The sequence below is a fragment of the Shewanella sp. BJSY2023SW005 genome, from assembly GCF_047314585.1.
Taxonomy (GTDB): domain Bacteria; phylum Pseudomonadota; class Gammaproteobacteria; order Enterobacterales; family Shewanellaceae; genus Shewanella; species Shewanella algae.
Genome location: NZ_JBKORJ010000067.1, coordinates 1 through 18,318, shown reverse-complemented (window position 1 = coordinate 18,318; position 18,318 = coordinate 1). Strand labels below are relative to the sequence as shown.

The window sequence follows — 18,318 nt, the reverse complement described above, 5'->3', positions numbered from 1 at the left end:
TTTGTTAAACCCAAATGACATAAGAGGGAATTTTTAATGAAAAAAATCGCAGTTCTTCTCAGTGGTTGCGGTGTCTTCGATGGCAGTGAAATCCATGAGGCGGTGTTGACCCTGCTGTCCCTGTCTCGTTCGGGCGCGGCTTACCAGTGTTTTGCCCCTGATATTCCTCAAATGCATGTGGTCAATCATCTCAAGGGTGAAGTCGTGGAGACTGAGCAGCGCAATGTGTTGGTGGAGGCTGCTCGAATTGCCAGGGGTGATATCAAGGCGACTTCTGAACTGAATGTGGCTGACTTCGACGGCCTGATCATTCCCGGAGGCTTCGGGGCCGCTAAAAACCTCTGTAACTTTGCCGTAAATGGCAGCAATAGTGAGATTGCCGCTCCGGTACGTGAATTTATCAGTCGTTTTATCAGTGCAGACAAGGTGGTGGGTTTTATCTGTATCGCGCCTGTGATGATCCCGAGCCTCTATGGTGAAGGGGCCAGAGGCACCATAGGGACGGACGCAGAAACCGCAGCGGCCTTTGTAGCCATGGGCGGTGAACATCAAAATGCCAAGGTAGATGAAATTGTGGTCGACAGTGAGCGCAAGATAGTCAGCACCCCGGCTTACATGCTGGCAGGTTCCATTGCCGAGGCCAATAGTGGCATTGAAAAGCTGGTGGCCAAGGTGTTGGAGCTGGCCTAAGCCCTGTCCAAGTTACTTTGAACCTATTCAAGAGGGAGCCTGAGCTCCCTCTTTTTACTGTTGCCGGCTGTGCAGAGTGACTTTGGTGTGTACAAACCTGAGCCACATAGGATTATCTTTTCCCGCGGTTGTCGAGCCAGCCTTGGGCCAGCCCGACCAAGAGTCCACCCAGATGCGCGCCGTTGGCTATCGAAAGGCCAAACACATCCATAAAGCCAAGTACCAGCCACAACAGCATAAAACCCATCAAGGCCGGTGGCAGACCTATGCCTTTCTCTGGGCTCATGCGGCCGCAGACCCAGGTATAACCCACCAGGCCATACACAACCCCGGAAAGACCGCCGAAGTTGGGGCCACTGAGATAGAACTGCACTATATTGGGCAAAGTGCCGGCGACCAACAGCAGAGTCAGTAAAGGTGCAAGACCGATACGGTTTTCTATTTTGCCACCCAAGACCCACCACCAGAGTAGGTTAAAGGTGATATGCAGCGCCGAGAAGTGCAGCAGGCTCGGGGTAAACAGGCGCCAGAATTGGCTGAAACCGGCATCCGAAGTGGCGCCGAAGAAGGCCAGGGCTTCGAATACCTGATTGCCGTAGCCCAGGTTCATGGCTGCGAAGATAGCTATGCAGACCAGTAGAATGATCAGCGTCAGCGGTCCGGCGCCGGTAATAAATTGACTCAGCAGTTGCAGCGATGGCGCGCCATAGTCAACGCGGATTCGGTTGTCGCCATGATCCCAAGAGGCCTGCAAGTACTTGGGGTTTAACGGATCTTGGACAAAGTCGAGAAACGCTTTGCGCCCCTTGGCTTGGTCTGTGTCCTCGATAACATGAATGGCCACCCCCTGTTCCAGATGTGTGATGCGACAGGGGATCCCTTCACCCTTGAGGTAGTCTACCAGCGCCTGGGCAGCACGTTCATTGGGGAGGCGGCCGATTTCCATGCCTCAGTCCCTCGGCCAAGCAGCGAAACCGCCATCCAGGCTGTAGACCTCATCGAATCCTTGATGTTGCAAATATTCCGCTGCGCTTTGGCTGCTGATGCCATGATAACAGCAGACAACCAAGGGCTTATCCATATCGGCGTCCCTTAGATAGTCGGCCAGATTGTCATTGCCGAGGCGGACGGCTCCTGGAATATGGGCCGTCTCAAAACTGGCAGGATCGCGAATATCGACTATCTGCAACTCGGCATCTTCGGCCATCATTTGCTGGAGTTGAACGACAGAAAGGTGTTGGTAACTGGACATACTTTGCCTGTAAAAGAGGTGATGCTTGTTAACAGTGTGCATCAGGGCGCTGCATGAGTACAGCGCCCTGTTTGATGATCAATCCCAGCTGAGAATGACCTTGCCGGATTGACCCGAACGCATGGCATCGAAGCCCTGCTGGAAGTCATCCACCTTGTAATGGTGGGTGATAATAGGCGCAATATCCAATCCGGACTGGATCAAACTGGCCATCTTGTACCAGGTTTCAAACATTTCCCGGCCATAGATGCCCTTTATCACCAACCCCTTGAAGATGACCTTGCTCCAGTCTATGGCCATATCGCCACCCGGGATCCCCAACATGGCAATTTTGCCACCGTGGTTCATGGTATCCAACATGGAGTGGAAGGCCGATGGCACACCGGACATTTCCAGGCCGACATCGAAGCCCTCTGTCATGCCGAGCTCACTCATCACATCTTCGAGTTTTTCCTTGGCCACATTGACGGCTCGGGTTGCTCCCAGCTTGCGCGCCAGTTCCAGACGGTATTCGTTGACATCTGTGACAACTACGTGGCGGGCACCGACATGGCGACAAACCGCGGCGGCCATAATGCCTATGGGGCCGGCTCCGGTGATCAGCACATCTTCACCGACGAGATCAAACGACAGCGCTGTGTGTACCGCATTGCCAAAGGGGTCGAAGATAGCGGCCAGATCGTCGCTGATATCATCGGGGATCTTGAAGGCGTTGAAGGCCGGGATCACCAGATATTCGGCGAAGGCGCCTTCGCGGTTAACCCCAACCCCCACTGTGTTACGGCACAAATGAGTACGGCCACCACGGCAATTACGGCAGTGACCACAGGTGATATGACCTTCGCCTGACACTCGGTCACCAATATTAAAGCCACGAACTTCCTGACCCATATCTACCACTTCGCCGACATATTCATGGCCGACAACCATAGGAACCGGGATGGTCTTTTGTGACCACTCATCCCAGTTGTAGATATGCACATCGGTACCACAAATGGCGGTCTTGCGAATCTTGATCAGCAGATCGTTATGGCCCATTTCAGGTTTGGGTGCGTCTACCATCCAGATGCCTTGTTCAGGCTTGAGTTTACTCAGTGCTTTCATCATGTTACTCCATGGGATAGGTATCAGATGATACCCATCTCCTTACCGATTCGGGTGAAGGCTTCGATGGCCTTGTCCAGCTGTTCACGGCTGTGAGCCGCCGACATCTGGGTACGGATACGGGCCTGTCCCTTGGGTACTACCGGGAAGGAGAAGCCGATGACATAGATGTTTTCCTGCAGCAGGCGGTTGGCGAAGTCACTGGCCAACTTGGCATCACCCAGCATGACCGGCACTATGGCGTGATCGGCACCGGCCAGGGTGAATCCGGCTGCAGCCATTTTTTCACGGAAATAACGGCTGTTTTCCCATACCGCTTCGCGCAGTTCCTGGCCCTCTTTGAGCATCTCCAGCACCCGAATTGAAGCGCTGACGATGGAAGGCGCCAGTGAGTTGGAGAATAGGTAAGGGCGTGAACGCTGACGTAACCAATCGACAACTTCTTTGCGGGCCGCGGTGAAGCCGCCGGAAGCGCCACCCAGCGCCTTACCCAGGGTGCCTGTAATGATGTCGATACGACCCATCACATCGCAATATTCGTGGGTGCCGCGGCCGTTCTGGCCGATAAAGCCAACGGCGTGGGAGTCATCGACCATTACCATAGCGCCGTATTGGTCGGCGAGATCACAGATACCCTTGAGGTTGGCAATAACCCCATCCATGGAAAACACCCCATCTGTCGCTATCAAGATATGGCGGGCACCGGCATCGCGGGCGGCGATCAGTTGGGTTTCCAGGTCGGTCATATCATTGTTGGCGTAGCGGAAACGCTTGGCCTTACACAGGCGGACACCGTCAATGATAGAAGCGTGGTTCAGGGCATCCGACACTATGGCATCTTCCGGGCCCAGCAGGGTTTCAAACAGACCGGCGTTGGCATCGAAGCAGGAGGAGTAGAGGATGGTATCTTCCATGCCGAGAAACTCGGACAGATTGGCTTCCAGCTGCTTGTGAATGTCCTGGGTTCCGCAAATAAAACGTACCGAGGCCATGCCGAAGCCATGGTCTGCCAACCCGGCCTGCGCCGCCTTGATCAATTCAGGGTGATTGGCCAGGCCCAGGTAGTTGTTGGCGCAGAAGTTGATAACTTCTGCTTCGTTGACGCGAATGGCCGGTTGCTGCGGAGAAACTATTACACGCTCGCTCTTGTACAGGCCTTCGGCCTTGACGTCGGCAAGCTGTTGGTTGATCTGATCGTAGAATGAGGTAGATGCCACCTTAAGTCTCCTTGATTGGATTATTCTGTTTATTGGAGTGGTGGCATTTTAACCCTAAAGCCAATGGCTCAACACTCTTTTTTAAGCTGAGCCGACAGGGATAAATCAGATTAGGGCTAGTGCTTGTTTCAGATGAGAAAAACTAAGGCGGCCGAGAAGGAGAAAGGCGCCTGAATGACAGATGCCCAAGGCTGCGGCGCTAGTCTTGCTGGTGAGCCAAAGTTTGGTAGTGCTGCTCCAGGCGCTCGAAGGTCGAGGTGGAACTGGGGGTGGCGTAGGCCTTGAAGATCATCAGTACCCTGAGCAGGCCTTCATAGAGTGAAGACTTGGTAATATTGGCTATGCTGGATTGGGTCAGCTGATAGCTGATCCAGAAACTGACTATCATCTTAATGGTATCGGCCAGACTGGAGATCTTGTCTTGCTCCAGCTGTAGAAAGCCATCCTGACACAGTAGCTGCAGCACATGGCTAGAGCGGGTCAGCACCTTTTGCTGGGCTTCCAGATAGCGCTTTTTCAAGGCCTCATCGCGACTGAGGATGTCGGCCAGGTTGGCGTACATAAAGCGAAATTGCCACAGGGTATAGAACATGGCATCGAAATAGCCAATCAACAACTCGACATCGACTTGCCTATCTTCATAGGGTTGAAACCCCAGTTCCAGATGATTTTCATACTGGGCGAAGATGCAGCGAATAATGTCTTCCTTGTTGCGGAAGTGGTAATAGAGATTGCCCGGGCTTATTCCCAGATGGGCCGCGATATGATTGGTGGTGATGGAGCGTTCGCCGTGTTCGTTGAAGAGTTCCAGACTGGCCTGAATAATTTTATCGCGGGTTTTCATCTGAGTCCTAAATGGTTGCGGCATCATCCGCAATCCGGCGAATGGCTCTTGGTTATGCTGCTTCGGGTATTATGCTAGCATTGTGACAATCCATCAGGCAAAACTCAATTATCCCGCCAATGAACCTTAGTCGTTACTCACTCTTGCTGTATCTGTTGTCGCCGCTGTTACTGCTGTATCTGGCATTTAGGGCCTTGAAAAGCCCGGATTACCGCGGCAGGTGGGGCGAGCGATTCGGCTTGTTCAAGGCCAAACCGACAGACCTGTTGATCCATACTGTTTCCATGGGGGAAACCCTGGCAGCAGTGCCGCTGATCAAGGCATTGATGCAAGCCAACCCTGACTTATCTGTCACGGTAACGACCACCAGCCCCACAGGTTCCCGCGAGGTGAATAAGGCATTTGGTGACACAGTGCAGCATTGTTACCTGCCGTTCGATCTTCCCTGGTGTGTGCGGCGTTTTCTGAACAGGCTCCAGCCTGCCAACCTGATAGTGATGGAAACTGAACTCTGGCCCAACTTACTGCATCAGGCCAAAAAACAGGGCGTCGGCATCATGCTGGCCAATGCCAGGTTGTCGGCCAAGTCGGCCGCCAAATACCAAAAGTGGGCCGGGCTTAGCCTGCCCATGTTGCAGCTACTGGATAAGGTAGCCGTACAGACCCAAGCCGAGGCCGAACGCTTTATCGCCCTCGGGGTTGCCGGCGACAAGCTGAGTGTTTGCGGCAGCCTCAAGTTCGACCTGCAGCTGGATCAGCAGAAGATAACCAAGGCCAGAGGCGAAAGGCAGTTGTGGGGGCGCGCCTCGTCCCCGGTATGGGTTGCCGGCAGTGTTCATCCTGGGGAATTTGCGGCCATGCTGGAGTGCCATAAACGCTTGTTGGCATTGTGGCCCGAGGCTTTATTGATCATGGTACCGAGACACCCGGAGCAGTTCGATAATGCCGCCACGGCCATCAAGCAGGCCGGGCTTGCCTATGTGCGGCTCAGCAGCGGCCACGAGCTAGCTGCCGAGACTCAGGTGCTGCTAGGGGATACCATGGGGGAGCTGCTGGGGTTATATGCCTGCGGCGATCTGGCCTTTGTCGGCGGCACCCTGATCACCAATGGCGGGCATAATCCGCTGGAGCCGGCAGCCTTGGGCTTACCGGTATTTGTCGGCCCTCATCATTGGGACTTTGCCGAGATAACCCGTCTGCTGCAAGATGCCGGAGCCTTGCAATTGGTTGAAGATGCTTCCTCGCTGGCGAGTGGCATAACGGCACTGTTACAGGATAGCGATGCGAGACGCCGCGCCGCCCAAGCCGGGTTGGAAGTGGTTAGCAGCAACAGAGGAGCACTGCAGAAGCAGTTGCAGTTGGCTCAGGCCTTGTTGTCAGGCACTCGCTAAGCCGCGGTAGCCTTCCAGCAGCCACTGCCAGTTCTCTTCGGTAAATTGCAGCTCGGGCTGTTTGCGTTTTTCCTTGTTGAAGGAGCGCAGCAGCCGACTGAGATTGGCCTGTTGCCAGCCATCGGCCGGGGTTCGCAGCTCACCTCGGTCAAAATCAATCAGATAAAAGCCCTGGTCGCTGCTGAGAATGTTTTTGGCGTTGAGATCGGCATGGTAGACACCGCGCTGATGAAAACGGCCAATCAAGGCACCGAGTTGTTGCCACTGTGGGCGGGACATTGCCTGTTTTTGCAGCAGAGCCACCAGATCCTCGGCACCATGAATGCGGCGGATCAGAATGTCGGCCCGGTACCAGAGCCCGAAGCGTTCCACTTTGGCGGCAATGGGCTCGGGCACAGGTAAACCTTCTTCAAAGAGTTGCTCCAGCAGCGCCAGTTCTGCCACGGCGCGGGTCTTGGTGAGGCCGGTGAACAGGTAGGCGTCTTTGCTGAACTTTTCCATCAAGCCACCGCGCCAATAGTGGCGCAATACCCATTGCTGTTTCTCATGCTCAACAAACCAGGTGGTGTAACGCCCCTTGGATGAGCCGACAATCGCTTGCTGTTGCCGCCAAAAAGATTCGTCAAACCAGGTTTCATCCAGGGCTTGTGGGGCGGCAAGGCTCAGCGCCAGGCAACCCTTGGCGGTGTTTTTAATCTGCATCGGCTATTTGTTCGTTATAAGCGTGGAACCTGGGTCTATTCTACATTAAGATCTGGGGTTTGCACCCAAGAAGCCGATTCTGTCCATGAGCCTTGACCCCGCGAAAATTCAATCTCTCTGTTTGCTGCGCCTGTCGGCGATTGGTGATGTTTGTCATGCCGTAGCCATGGTGCAGGCGATTCAGCGCCAGTACCCGCAACTGGCCATCACCTGGGTGATAGGCAAGATAGAATATCAGTTGCTCAAGCACCTGCCCGGAGTTGAGTTTGTGGTGTTCGACAAAGGCCAAGGCTGGAAGAGTTATCTCAATCTGCGGCGGGCGCTCAAGGGACGTCGCTTCGATGTGCTGTTGCACATGCAGGTGGCGCTGCGGGCTACCATAGCCTCATTGATGATCCCCGCCAAGGTGCGCATAGGTTTTGACCGGGCCAGAGCCAAAGAGGGGCAGTGGCTGGTGACCAATGAACAGGTGGCTCCGCTGGCAACGCCACACGTGCTGGAAGGTTTTATGGGTTTTGCCGCCAAATTGGGAGTAACAGATTTGAGCCCCAGCTGGCATATCCCGCTGCCGGAAGAGGACAAGGCGTTTGCTCGTCAGTGGGTCGCTGATGATGACAAGACTTTTATCATCTGCCCGGCGGCGAGTAAGGCCGAACGCAACTGGTTGCCGGAGCGGTATGCCGCCGTGGCCAACCATGCGTTTGAACGCGGGTTCAAGGTGTTGCTCTGCGGTGGCCCAAGTGCATTGGAAAAACAGCTGGCTGAGGACATCAGCGCCCAGTGTCAGCAGCCGCCAACTAACTTGATTGGCAAAACATCTCTGGTGCAGTTGCTGGCTATTCTGGAGCGGGCCAGCCTGGTGTTGGCTCCGGATACTGGTCCGGCGCATATGGCGGTGACCCAAGCGACGCCGGTTATCGGTCTCTATGCCCATTCCAACCCCGGGCGCACCGGGCCATACACTTGGAAGGAATATGTGGTGAGTGCCTATGAGCAAGCGATAGCGCAGCAGTTCCCGGGCCATCAGGTTCCTTGGGGCACACGAGCCAAAGGTGAACATCTGATGGAGTTGATCTCTGTGGAGCAGGTGTGCAGCATGTTCGATCGCGTGGCCGCCGACTTTCGTCTTTGAAGTATCAGTCTATGAATAAGCCTATGACAGCCCAATCCGCAGTAAAGTTTTTGTTTGTGCCCGTGTCTTCTGCCGAAGGCATGGGTGAGTATATGCGCTCCTTGATCATCGCCGATGAGGTGAAACGGATCTGGCCACAGGCGGATATTCGCTTTGTTCTCAGCCGGGAAGCTCCCTACGCCAAGACTTGCCCCTATCCGGCAGATTTGCTGGCCCGGACGCCCACCAAGGAGGTCAAGGCGGTCAACGGCATCATGGATGAGTTTGCTCCCGATGTGGTGTTGTTTGACGCCTCAGGCCGTAAGTCACAACTGAGTCATGCCCACAACTTGGGCGCCAAGGTGATCTTCTTCAGCCAGCACAAGCGCAAGCGCAGCCGGGGTATGAAAATAGGTCGCGCCAGGGTCACAGACAGCCACTTGGTCGTACAGCCTGAGTTTGTTATCGGCCCTATCAGCGCCTGGGAAAGTATCAAGCTAAAGCTCATTGGTAAGCCGGAACCTGTGTGTATCGGCCCTGTATTTACCCCGCCGGATGAAGCGCGGCAGCAGACTTTGCTGCAACAGTATGGCTTGAATGAGGGCGAATTTTTGCTGTTCAACGCCGGTTCCGGCGGCCATAAACTCAATGACAAGCTGGCAGCCGATTACTTCTTTGCCGCCGCCGAGGCTTGTTACCAAGCCTCGGGGATCCCTGTGGTGATGGTGTTTGGCCCCAATTATCTCAAGGATTTACCGCAGGCTCCCGGTGTCATAGCTATTTCCTCGTTGGCCAATGCCGACTTTATTAATTTGCTGGTGGCCTCGCGCGCGGCGGTTCTCAGTGGCGGTGATACCCTACTGCAGGCCATAGCACTGCGTAAAAATACCCTGGCCGTTGCCGTGTCCAAAGATCAGCCTGCGCGAATTCGTGTCTGTTCAGACAAGGGGTTGGTGCTGCAGGCCGAGGCCGAACAGATGAGTTCGGCAGTACAGGCCCTGTTGTCGCCGGATATGGGGCAGAAGTTGCAACAAGCCATGGCCGCAGAACCGGACATGAACGGGCTACAGCTCACTATAGATGCGCTTAAGGCGTTGCTGGAGAATCAAGCATGACAGGCAGAAGAATCGCCATTGCCATAGACAGTCTCGCCGGTGGCGGCGCCGAAAAAGTAATGCTGACGCTGGCCACAACCTTGAAGCAGATGGGACACGAGCCTCATCTGCTGGTGCTGCATAACGACTGTCACCATGAAGTGCCCGCCGCCCTGGCGGTGCATTTCTGTTTCGATGCCAAAGAGCGCAATATCGACAGTTTCTGGCGTCTGAAATCATCGGTTGCCAGAGTGCAGAGCTGGATTGAACAACTACAGCAGCAACATGGCACATTCGAGTTGTTTCTCTCCAATCTGGACAAGACCAACCTGTTGATGACTCGCGCCTGTGTGGCGCCACTCTACTGCATAGTGCACAACTCGATTGAAGAGGAGTTGCAAAGGCAGCGCAAGTTGGGGCCATTTGCCTATCTGAGTATGCTCAAGGCCAAGAAGGCGCTCAATGGCCAGAAATTGGTGACGGTTTCCAAAGGGATCGCCGGGGAGATAACGCAAGTGGGCCGGATCAAGCCCGCTTCGGTGCAGACTATTTACAATCCGTTTGAGCTGGACAAGATCCAGGCCTTGTCACAACAAGTGCCAGCAGATATGCCGACAGGGGATTATATGATCCATGTCGGTCGTTTTGCCCGGCAGAAACGCCACGATGTGCTCTTCGCTGCCATGAAGCAGATGAAAAACCCTATGCCATTGGTATTGTTGTGTAACAACAAGAAGAAGGCACTCAAGGCGGCGCATAAGTTTGGGGTCAGCGACAGGGTGATCATCCCGGGATTCCAGACCAACCCCTACCCCTGGATCAAAAATGCCCGTCTGTTGGTGCTCAGTTCCGACTATGAAGGCTTGCCAACGGTATTGATAGAATCACTGGCAGTGGGAACCCCTGTGGTGAGCAGCGATTGTCGTCATGGCCCGAAAGAGATTTTAACCGGGGAGTTTAGCCGTTATCTGGTACCCCGTAGGGAACCTGCTGCGCTGGCCAAGGCCATGGATGCGGCGCTGAATGATTATCCGGACTGTGCTTCGGCCGAGATACTGCAGCAGGTGGGTGCCAAGCGGGTTGCTGAGCAATATCTGGCATTACTCAACGGGCCGGACTCAGAGTAACAGAGATTAAAAAAGGGCTGATTCGGCCCTTTTTATTTAGGATTGTACGAACGAACCCGGCCGGCTCTCTGGCGTGCAAGGGCTATTTGCCGGAACCCGTTAACCGAGTCTGAACTTGAGGTAGCTGAAAGGCATTTTCAGCATGCGTCGCCATCCCAGAGTACTGAACAGGGCCAGTTTGGAAGCCGGAAACTTAGGGTCACAATAGTGCTGGTAGAGCAGTTGCCAGTCGAGATGACTCATCTCGTTGGGGCGCTTGCTCTTGGGGATAAAGCGCTTTATCAGACCAAGCCCAATCTGCTCAGGCTCCAGCACCAGCAGATTGGAAGCCATAAATCTATCCCACTGCTCATCCATTGCGGCATCAAAATGGTGCCTGTGCTCCAGCTTGGGCCATGCGGGATCCAGGCGTCTAAGCCAGATATCACAATAAATCTGCTCTGCATGGGGGCAGGTCAAAGGGGCGCCATGATATTGCGCCTGACCGCTTCTCGAAGGGTCGTATTCGAGATCGGCAAACAGTGGCAGGTCCCATATCTTCAACAGATCTTCCTTGAGCCCAAAGTGGAAAAAGTCACTCGGGTGCCTGACGACTCTCTGCCCTTCGGCATAACGCCGAAAGTAGCTGGTATTGACTACGACTCTTTCCTGGAAATAGCTGTCGGTGACATTGCGGACGGGATACTTGCCCTGGGCTGCCACAAAACCCTTGCCGGTCAGGAAATTGTCCGAGCGCAGTTTGACGGCATAGCGGGTTTCTACCCGTTTAAGCCCTTCGGCGGAGGAGACAATTTGGCGGTTGAAGTTGAGTTTTTGCGGTTTGCCGGCGGCATCATAGGCCACTATGTTGCCACCCGGGTCCTGATTGAGCAGCAGCAGATCCGGCTCCAGCCCACTGCAATCTTGCCCCTCCCAGGTGGAGAGAATAATCTTGGCTCCGGGCAGGTGCTCTCTGATGCTTTGCAAACACTTATGGGTAATGCCTGTTTCCTGGGCCCTTTCCTGGTAGCTTTGAACCGGGCCTTGCACTACCACTGTGATATCGCTGAAATTGATTGCCATAATTAAGCGTCTGAATTGTCGTCGGAAGGAGCCTGGCTAAACGGCTTGTGCCAGCAGGGATAGATATTCTTCAGGAACACCACAAAAAATCACTTCATCGCGTTCAATCAGATGGTAATGGATCTGCTTACCCTGACTTATCAGGTAGTTGTATAAAGGTGCTATATACAACTCTTGCTTTTGCCACTCGCTGGCTGGCTTTGCGGCCTCCTGGGTATAGGCTGCGCAAAAATCGGCGGCATGGCGAAAGTAGTACAGACCTGTACTGCACAGATCGGAAATCGGCCTTTTTTCTGCGGTTTCAACGACGAGCGTCGAATCTACAGCGGCAGGTTTGGCGTATGACCAGTTACTGCCTTCACCCTTGAACACTTCAAGATAGCCGTCGCAATGCTCTGTGATGGCTGGAAAGCTAAAGCCCGGGCGGAAAGTATCGATATTGAAGATGGTCAGCGGGGTTTGCGGGTCGACATCCGTTAACCCCAAATAGACGGTTTCGGCCTGTCCTCGAGTCGCTTCCGTGAGCGAGACGATACGGTAATCCTTGATTCCCAGTTGCTGGCAGCGCTTTTCAACAAACTCAGGAGTGTTATAGACATCGCGCACAATAAATAGAAACGGCATGGTCGCAAAATAGCGGCTGAAACTCAGCAGCGCATGGTCAAATAAAGGCTTGCCATGGGCCGGCAGCATATATTTGGGTTCCTGGTAGCCGGCTTTGAAGAAACGGGAACTGAGTCCGGCCATGGGGATGACTATCATAATTGGGCTCCTGTGCAGCTTTGCAGGCGATCATACAGGCGATAGGCATTGCCGATAAAGCCCAATTGTCTGTCGGGTCTGTCATTGTGCAGTGGCAGCATGGACAGAAATAGCTGGATCTGCATGGCATAGAGCTGGCTCTCGCTGACACCGAATTCACTGGCCATCAGTTGGGTGAAGTCGGCCATGATCTGTTCCCGTCTCTCCGTCACCGCAATATCGAAGTTGAGCGCTTGACCGTCGAGCTGCGCCCGAAAGTAGCCGGCGATAATGGAGTCGTACAGTCCCATCACAGAATGGGCCAGTTTGGCGATGTCGTAGAGGCTGTTGCCATATATAGTTTGCTGCTCGTCGCCGTCTATGCCGCGAGGATCTATCACCTTGATATTACAGGTGCGAAAGTCGTAGAGAATATTACTGAAGCAAAAATCACCGTGCAGCACATTGAGTTGACCACTGTCACCAGGAAGTTGCGCCTGAGTCGCTTCGGCCAGTTGATAGATGCTGGGCCTGAGTTGGCCGTTAAAAACGATGGGCTGGTGGAGATCCAGCGGCGTTTGTTTGGCAAACTCCTTGAGGCGTGAGCGGGTCTTGGCCATAAACAAGCCATCCAGGGTCGGCTTGGGTTGCGCCTTTTGACTGGCGGCATCCTTAATAAACTGGCTGCAGGCTCTGAGTATTTTACGCCAGGCAAAAGCCGGCAGTTGGCTGAAGACGTACAGCTCGTTGAGCGCCGTCAGATGCAGGTATTCTATGCTGTAGCCAAAGGATTCAGTGGTTTCCTGGGTGCCGAGTAATTGTGGGATATAACTGCGCAGCGGCCCTGGTAGTTCAGTGTACCAGTTGGCTTCGGCAGCCAGTTTACGCTTTTTGTGGCTGTATTTACTGACCACCTGTCCCTGAATCGACATCTCATTGAAGGCTCTCTGGGTGGTCATTCGGCTCTTGGACTGATAGTAAGTATGACTGTGGCCGAAGTCATACCAATGCTCGAAGCGCTCGGGGGTGAGGCCTTTTTCGGCAATATAGCCGTTGAGTCCGGCGATAAAGTCCCACTTGCATTGGGTGATATGGCGGATCAGGGCTCTTGGTGCAGAAAAACTGAAAAAACCATTGGCGATCAATTCACTGGATGGTGGCTGATCACTATGGTGTTTATTGAGCATACCGGTATCCGGATTGAATTCGGCCCAATCATAGTTGTCTTCAACTTGGCTCAGGCCGAGCAGATCCGGGGTCTGTGGCAGGGCATCGAACAAGGTGTCTCCATGCAGCACATACAAGGGCTCGGTCGTGGCAAATTCCAGCAGATTGAGGGCATAGACTATCGACTCCCCCAGACTCAAGTGAGTCGGCAGGTACAGGAGTTCTACCTGCTTTTCTGCCAATGTCTGGGTATCATAGGGTCCTGGAATAAAACCCTCTGGCAGCGTCATCACCACTCTCGCTCCCTCGGGAAGCAGGGCAAGTTGATGGTGAAACAGCCGTTTATTGCCTACCGGTAAAAAACAGGGCGGCAGTGGCCCGAATTCAGACTGGAGTTCAGATGCCACGAGTGCTGCAGAAGTTATCAGATACATGCTTGGCCCTATGCTTTGTCGTCCGCCAGTAACTCTTCTATCTGCTCCCGGCTCAACTTGGCAAATTCTGATGGTCTTATCGCCCGGTCATCAATATAGAAACCCTCATGACCACACCAAGGCTTACCCACCAGAATTTCATCGTAGGGAACCTGGTGCTTATCGAGCCAAGCGGTGATCACCGGCAGGGTATGAATATTGATCTTGCCAACATTCCCCTCAAAGGTGCGCATATTGCGAGCGGTGGAGATAACAATGTCAAACCCCTGCGCCTGATATTCACGCAATTTGGCTATCACATCCAAGCGCGGTGACACCGCGCTGTAATCCTTACTGTCACCTTGGGTAAGGGTGCCGTCAAGGTCGACTATGAGTCGTTTCATCTCTGCCCCAATAGGATAAAAACCTTATTGTACTGTGCGAGGCCAGGCTGAGCCAGTTGCTTGCGGACTTTGCACTTGCCGGCTTTGGGACTTAAGTGCCCGTATCTCTTTGGACATATCTTGCTTGAACTTGTCCAGATGGTGCACCTTTTTGATGTAGGCAATGGCTTCCTTGGCCAGAGTCTGGCGTTTGGCTTCATTCTGCAGCAACTGCTCAATCCCTTCGATGAACAGCGGCAATTTGTCGAAGCCATCCCCTAAAACTTTGCCGGTATAAATGCCGAAGCGACTGGTCAATTCATCCGGGTTTTGACAACTGACCAATAAGGTTCCGTATGACAAGGCCTCGAGAAATGACACGGGCAAGGCTTCATGAATAGAGGTATTGACCAGCAGCTTGGCATCTTTCAGCAGCTGATTTTTACGCTCGCCTTCAACGTGACCGACAAAGTGCAGGTTGGGTATGTCTTGATACTTGGCCATCACGGCGTTGTTCTCATCGGCCTGTCTATGTGCCTGCCCCAACATGTAGAATTGGTACTGCGGCATGGCTCGGGCAATTTCGGCAAACAACCAACCGCGTTTTACTGATTCTATTCGGCCAAGGAACAAAATATTGTCTTGTTTTTGATGATAATCCGGGTCGAAATTTTCATCTATTTCAATAGGGTTGGGCAGATACTGAATCTCGGTATCGGCCGGCAGGCGATACAAGTCTTTGGCTTTTTGGTCTAAACATCTGGCCTGACTGATAAAACGAATATTGCCCGTCTTAGCGTATTGATGTACAAAATCATAGACTTGTTGATCCCAATAGCAGGGTTCTGGAAACAGCTTGACGGTATTTATTTCATCCCATTCATAAGTGGGACGTGGATCCTGAATCCAAAACAGCAACTTCTTGTTTTTACCAGGGGCCTTGCTGAATATACGATATGAGTGAGTCGTCATTTCAATAGACAGGAAGACATCATATTGCTTTTTTTTCAAGAACAAATAGTTAATAAAATCGAAAGCCCTGGCGGCTAATTTATAGACTTTGATACCGTCTATCATATGGCATTTGGGAATGAGCCTGACTTTACCACAGTCTTTTTTAAGCAGCACTTCGACATCAATATCATCGCCGGGCAGATATTTGGCAACCAAATGACGGGCAAGAAAACCATATCCCCCAAACTTTGTTTTGGCTCCACCAAAATACTCATCAACCAGAAGTGCTACTCTTAACTTACTCATCAGACCTGACCCAAACATATTGCTGAAGACGGCATTTTAGTTAGCCAAGACAACTAATTCAAAATTTATATCTGGAATAAACCCTTGGTGTTTTTAATAAGATAATGATGTTGTTTTTTTATTCTTAATGTTTACTATTTGTTGTCTTTTGGGGTTTGATTTTCACCTTGTTTTTAAGGGTGTAAATACTGTAATTGGGTTTCAATGCTTTCTGTCATGGTGAAATATTTTTTATTATTCTCCATAGCCAGAATGCTATTCCGGATTAACTATATCTATAGTGGATTTCGGCGTTATTTGATGTAGTACAAGTAGGAAGCTCTGAGGACTTATTCGCACTTTCATGAATAATAAGTCATAGCTTCAGTGGCTTATATTTCAGTATTTCGCTCGTTACACCACTCTCAATTTTATGTAGTCATAAAGGGTTTCAGTGTATGGAAGCCTTAGGGAAGGTGCGAACAAATCCTCGTGGCACTCTGGCTTACACAGCAACCGGTTCTCTGCGTTATCCGACTTAGGCAGGCACCGGCATGCCTTCAGTCAGATGCCTTGAACGCCAATGTTGTGCAAGCCTCTCTCTACAAAAGAGAAGGCCACAAGGACTTTACCAAGCACAAAAGTTGGGTAGATCTCAGGTCGTAGAGGATTGACAGGGGTTAGCTTGAGCCGTAAGCCGTTATTTGGACGCCTAATACGTATTCACAAACGCAGTGCGAGCGGTTAGGATCTGGCCTCTGTATTCGAGTAATATTGCGTCGGTATCCTTATGCTCACACGTGCCATCTATCCCGGAACTTTTGATCCCGTTACCAATGGTCATGCGGATCTTATTCAACGTGCCGCGGCACTGTTTTCTCACTTGGTGATAGGCGTGGCAGCCAGTCCATCCAAGCAGCCTTGCTTTACCCTGGAAGAAAGGGTCGCCATGCTAAATGAGGTGACTGCGCACCTGGATAATGTGGAGGTGGTTGGTTTCACCGGGCTACTGGTCGATTTTGCCAAAGAACAAGGCGCCAATGTACTGGTTCGTGGGCTGCGTGCGGTTTCTGATTTCGAATATGAGTTTCAATTAGCCAATATGAATCGTCGGCTCCACCCAGAACTGGAGAGTGTCTTTTTGACTCCGGCGGAAGAAAACTCGTTTATTTCATCTACCCTGGTTAAAGAGGTCGCGCTGCATGGCGGCGATGTCAGCCAGTTTGTTCATCCGGATGTTGCCAAGGCTTTGGTTGCCCGAGTCAAAAAGCAAGGAAGTTAAAGTTAATGAGAAGTCTTTTGTACAAGAGCCTGGTGCTGGCCGCAGGCCTGGGTATGAGCGCTGCGAGCCATGCGGCACCTTGGGTCGATAGTTCAGACATTTATTTGAGAGCCGATATTCAGGCGCTGGCTGATGCCGGGGTGATCACGGTTCCCGTTAATACTTACCCCTTGATGTGGGCCGGTATCGGTGCCGATTTGGCCAAGGTTGAGCCGGCAACCCTCACTCCTGCGTTGACTGATGCTTTTTCCAGAGTGAATTTTTACTATCGTCAGGCGATAGAAAATCGCGGCAATGCTGTTATCAAGGCGACGGCAGCCACGGATGCCGCCCGGTTTCAACATTTTGGCTCTGACTACCGTGAAAAGGGCCAACTGAGCGCCTCATATGAATATGTCGGAGAACGTTTTGCCTTCAAGGCTGCGGGAACCGGTGCCTATGACGCCCAGGATGATGAGAGTGCCCGTTTGGATGACTCCTACATGGCTCTGATGCTGGGCAACTGGATAGTGACTGCGGGTGCCGTGCAGCAGTGGTGGGGGCCGGGGTTTGATTCGGCTTTGCACAAGTCAAACAATGCCCGCCCCATGCCATCTGTCATGCTCAGTCGCAACAATGCTGCGGGTTTTGAAACTCCCTGGTTATCTTGGATTGGCCCCTGGACTCTGACTACGGGGTTCAGTTGGATGAATGACGACAGAGCCGTTGAAGACACCCTGCTGTGGAACATGCGCGGCAGTGTCAGGCCCTTCAAACAGTTGGAAATAGGCCTTTCCTGGACCACACAATTCTGTGGAGAGGGGCAGGATTGCGGCTTTGGTTCATTCTGGGATGCTATTTCCGGTGGAACCGAGTGTGCTGATGGTGACCCGAACTGCGACCCTTCAATGAATACCAAGATAGGTAACCAGATGGCAGGTTTCGACGTTCGTTATGCCGATACCCTGTTTAATGTGCCTTTTGGTCTCTATCTGGAGCGCACCTGTGAAGACTCCAGCGGTTCGGCGCCATGGCAGATTGCCGACTGCGCCGTGCTGGTGGGGGCTGATACCCGCTTCAACCTGGCGCAGCAGCAATATAAGCTGTTCTTTGAGTATACGGATACTCTGGTTGCCTGTGGTGGTGATCCCAATGTGTTCAACTGTTTCTATGAGCATACTACTTATTTGAGTGGTTCCCGTTATTACAAACGTTCCTTGGGTTCTACCTATGACAGCGATGCCAAGGTCTACGTTCTGGGCTTGGTAGGGCAATTTGCCGACAGCCATGGTATTAACGCCTACCTGCGCTATGCTCAGCTCAACAAAGACGGTAAAAACCGAAATAATGGTTGGGCCCCAAAACCCGCCAAGGAAGATTTGCTGATGTTGGAACTCAGCTATCGTATGCCCTTGCTGAAGGGGATGATGACTTTTGGTGGCACAGCTTCCCGTTCAGAGTTTGCAACTTATAACGATAACGATGCCAGTTTGTTTGGTAGTTATGAGTACAGGTTCTGA

General features: G+C 52.6%; 18 protein-coding genes. 7 read left to right on the top strand and 11 right to left on the bottom strand.

Going from position 1 to position 18,318, the window contains the following annotated elements; genetic code table 11:
• The first annotated feature begins 36 nt into the window (after positions 1–36).
• Positions 37–690 carry an isoprenoid biosynthesis glyoxalase ElbB gene (elbB, locus tag ACMHXI_RS21600; protein WP_025009069.1) on the top strand — a complete coding sequence of 218 codons (654 nt, stop codon included), beginning with the start codon at positions 37–39 and terminating at the stop codon, positions 688–690.
• A 112-nt stretch (positions 691–802) separates the two neighbouring features.
• Here the strand turns inward: elbB and glpG are convergent, their stop codons facing one another.
• The 5 genes from glpG to ACMHXI_RS21575 all read right to left on the bottom strand — a co-directional run bounded on the left by glpG (position 803) and on the right by ACMHXI_RS21575 (position 5,107).
• Complete coding sequence (gene glpG, locus ACMHXI_RS21595) at positions 803–1,636, bottom strand: rhomboid family intramembrane serine protease GlpG (protein WP_413736139.1); 834 nt, start codon at positions 1,634–1,636, stop codon at positions 803–805.
• A gap of 3 nt (positions 1,637–1,639) precedes the next feature.
• On the bottom strand, positions 1,640–1,942 hold the full coding sequence (glpE, locus tag ACMHXI_RS21590) for a thiosulfate sulfurtransferase GlpE (RefSeq protein WP_025888989.1): 303 nt from the start codon (positions 1,940–1,942) through the stop codon (positions 1,640–1,642).
• A gap of 78 nt (positions 1,943–2,020) precedes the next feature.
• Positions 2,021–3,046 (bottom strand): L-threonine 3-dehydrogenase, encoded by a 1,026-nt coding sequence (tdh, locus tag ACMHXI_RS21585; protein ID WP_025888990.1) that lies wholly within the window; start codon positions 3,044–3,046, stop codon positions 2,021–2,023.
• A 23-nt stretch (positions 3,047–3,069) separates the two neighbouring features.
• Positions 3,070–4,263 carry a glycine C-acetyltransferase gene (locus tag ACMHXI_RS21580; protein ID WP_025888991.1) on the bottom strand — a complete coding sequence of 398 codons (1,194 nt, stop codon included), beginning with the start codon at positions 4,261–4,263 and terminating at the stop codon, positions 3,070–3,072.
• A 199-nt stretch (positions 4,264–4,462) separates the two neighbouring features.
• The gene (locus ACMHXI_RS21575; RefSeq protein ID WP_025009072.1) at positions 4,463–5,107 is read right to left on the bottom strand and encodes a TetR/AcrR family transcriptional regulator; all 645 of its coding nucleotides are present in this window, start codon (positions 5,105–5,107) and stop codon (positions 4,463–4,465) included.
• Positions 5,108–5,226: 119 nt separating this feature from the next.
• On the opposite strand from ACMHXI_RS21575, the gene waaA reads away from it, so the two are divergent.
• The gene (gene waaA / locus ACMHXI_RS21570) at positions 5,227–6,498 is read left to right on the top strand and encodes a lipid IV(A) 3-deoxy-D-manno-octulosonic acid transferase (protein WP_208191119.1); all 1,272 of its coding nucleotides are present in this window, start codon (positions 5,227–5,229) and stop codon (positions 6,496–6,498) included.
• On the opposite strand, the gene ACMHXI_RS21565 is transcribed toward waaA, so the two are convergent.
• Complete coding sequence (locus tag ACMHXI_RS21565) at positions 6,484–7,200, bottom strand: 3-deoxy-D-manno-octulosonic acid kinase (protein ID WP_107352598.1); 717 nt, start codon at positions 7,198–7,200, stop codon at positions 6,484–6,486. The two genes, waaA and ACMHXI_RS21565, sit on opposite strands and share 15 nt — an antisense overlap.
• 85 nt (positions 7,201–7,285) lie before the next feature.
• On the opposite strand from ACMHXI_RS21565, the gene ACMHXI_RS21560 reads away from it, so the two are divergent.
• Genes ACMHXI_RS21560 through ACMHXI_RS21550 form a run of 3 tightly spaced genes read left to right on the top strand, consistent with a single transcriptional unit; the run spans position 7,286 to position 10,532 of the window.
• A complete protein-coding gene (locus tag ACMHXI_RS21560) occupies positions 7,286–8,332 on the top strand; it encodes a glycosyltransferase family 9 protein (protein ID WP_025009075.1) in 1,047 nt (348 codons plus the stop codon).
• Positions 8,333–8,355: 23 nt separating this feature from the next.
• The gene (locus ACMHXI_RS21555) at positions 8,356–9,426 is read left to right on the top strand and encodes a hypothetical protein (RefSeq protein ID WP_413736135.1); all 1,071 of its coding nucleotides are present in this window, start codon (positions 8,356–8,358) and stop codon (positions 9,424–9,426) included.
• Positions 9,423–10,532 carry a glycosyltransferase gene (locus ACMHXI_RS21550; RefSeq protein ID WP_208148076.1) on the top strand — a complete coding sequence of 370 codons (1,110 nt, stop codon included), beginning with the start codon at positions 9,423–9,425 and terminating at the stop codon, positions 10,530–10,532. Before ACMHXI_RS21555 ends, ACMHXI_RS21550 begins: the two co-directional genes overlap by 4 nt.
• A 99-nt stretch (positions 10,533–10,631) precedes the next feature.
• Here the strand turns inward: ACMHXI_RS21550 and ACMHXI_RS21545 are convergent, their stop codons facing one another.
• The 5 genes from ACMHXI_RS21545 to ACMHXI_RS21525 are packed head-to-tail and all read right to left on the bottom strand — an operon-like array spanning position 10,632 to position 15,558.
• Complete coding sequence (locus ACMHXI_RS21545; RefSeq protein WP_219003149.1) at positions 10,632–11,594, bottom strand: WavE lipopolysaccharide synthesis family protein; 963 nt, start codon at positions 11,592–11,594, stop codon at positions 10,632–10,634.
• A gap of 36 nt (positions 11,595–11,630) precedes the next feature.
• Positions 11,631–12,356 (bottom strand): glycosyltransferase family 2 protein, encoded by a 726-nt coding sequence (locus ACMHXI_RS21540; protein ID WP_144221304.1) that lies wholly within the window; start codon positions 12,354–12,356, stop codon positions 11,631–11,633.
• On the bottom strand, positions 12,353–13,909 hold the full coding sequence (locus ACMHXI_RS21535) for a phosphotransferase (protein ID WP_157771185.1): 1,557 nt from the start codon (positions 13,907–13,909) through the stop codon (positions 12,353–12,355). The genes ACMHXI_RS21540 and ACMHXI_RS21535 overlap by 4 nt, the downstream gene beginning before the upstream one ends.
• Positions 13,910–13,944: 35 nt before the next feature.
• Positions 13,945–14,319 (bottom strand): HAD hydrolase family protein, encoded by a 375-nt coding sequence (locus ACMHXI_RS21530; RefSeq protein WP_025888998.1) that lies wholly within the window; start codon positions 14,317–14,319, stop codon positions 13,945–13,947.
• 24 nt (positions 14,320–14,343) lie between these two features.
• Entirely contained in the window at positions 14,344–15,558 is a 1,215-nt protein-coding gene (locus ACMHXI_RS21525) for a glycosyltransferase family 4 protein (protein ID WP_096142218.1), read from the bottom strand.
• 769 nt (positions 15,559–16,327) lie between these two features.
• Here ACMHXI_RS21525 and coaD point away from each other — a divergent pair.
• Positions 16,328–16,819, top strand: a complete 492-nt coding sequence (gene coaD / locus ACMHXI_RS21520) for a pantetheine-phosphate adenylyltransferase (RefSeq protein ID WP_025009078.1) — start codon at positions 16,328–16,330, stop codon at positions 16,817–16,819.
• 5 nt (positions 16,820–16,824) lie between these two features.
• A complete protein-coding gene (locus ACMHXI_RS21515; protein ID WP_413736131.1) occupies positions 16,825–18,318 on the top strand; it encodes a capsule assembly Wzi family protein in 1,494 nt (497 codons plus the stop codon).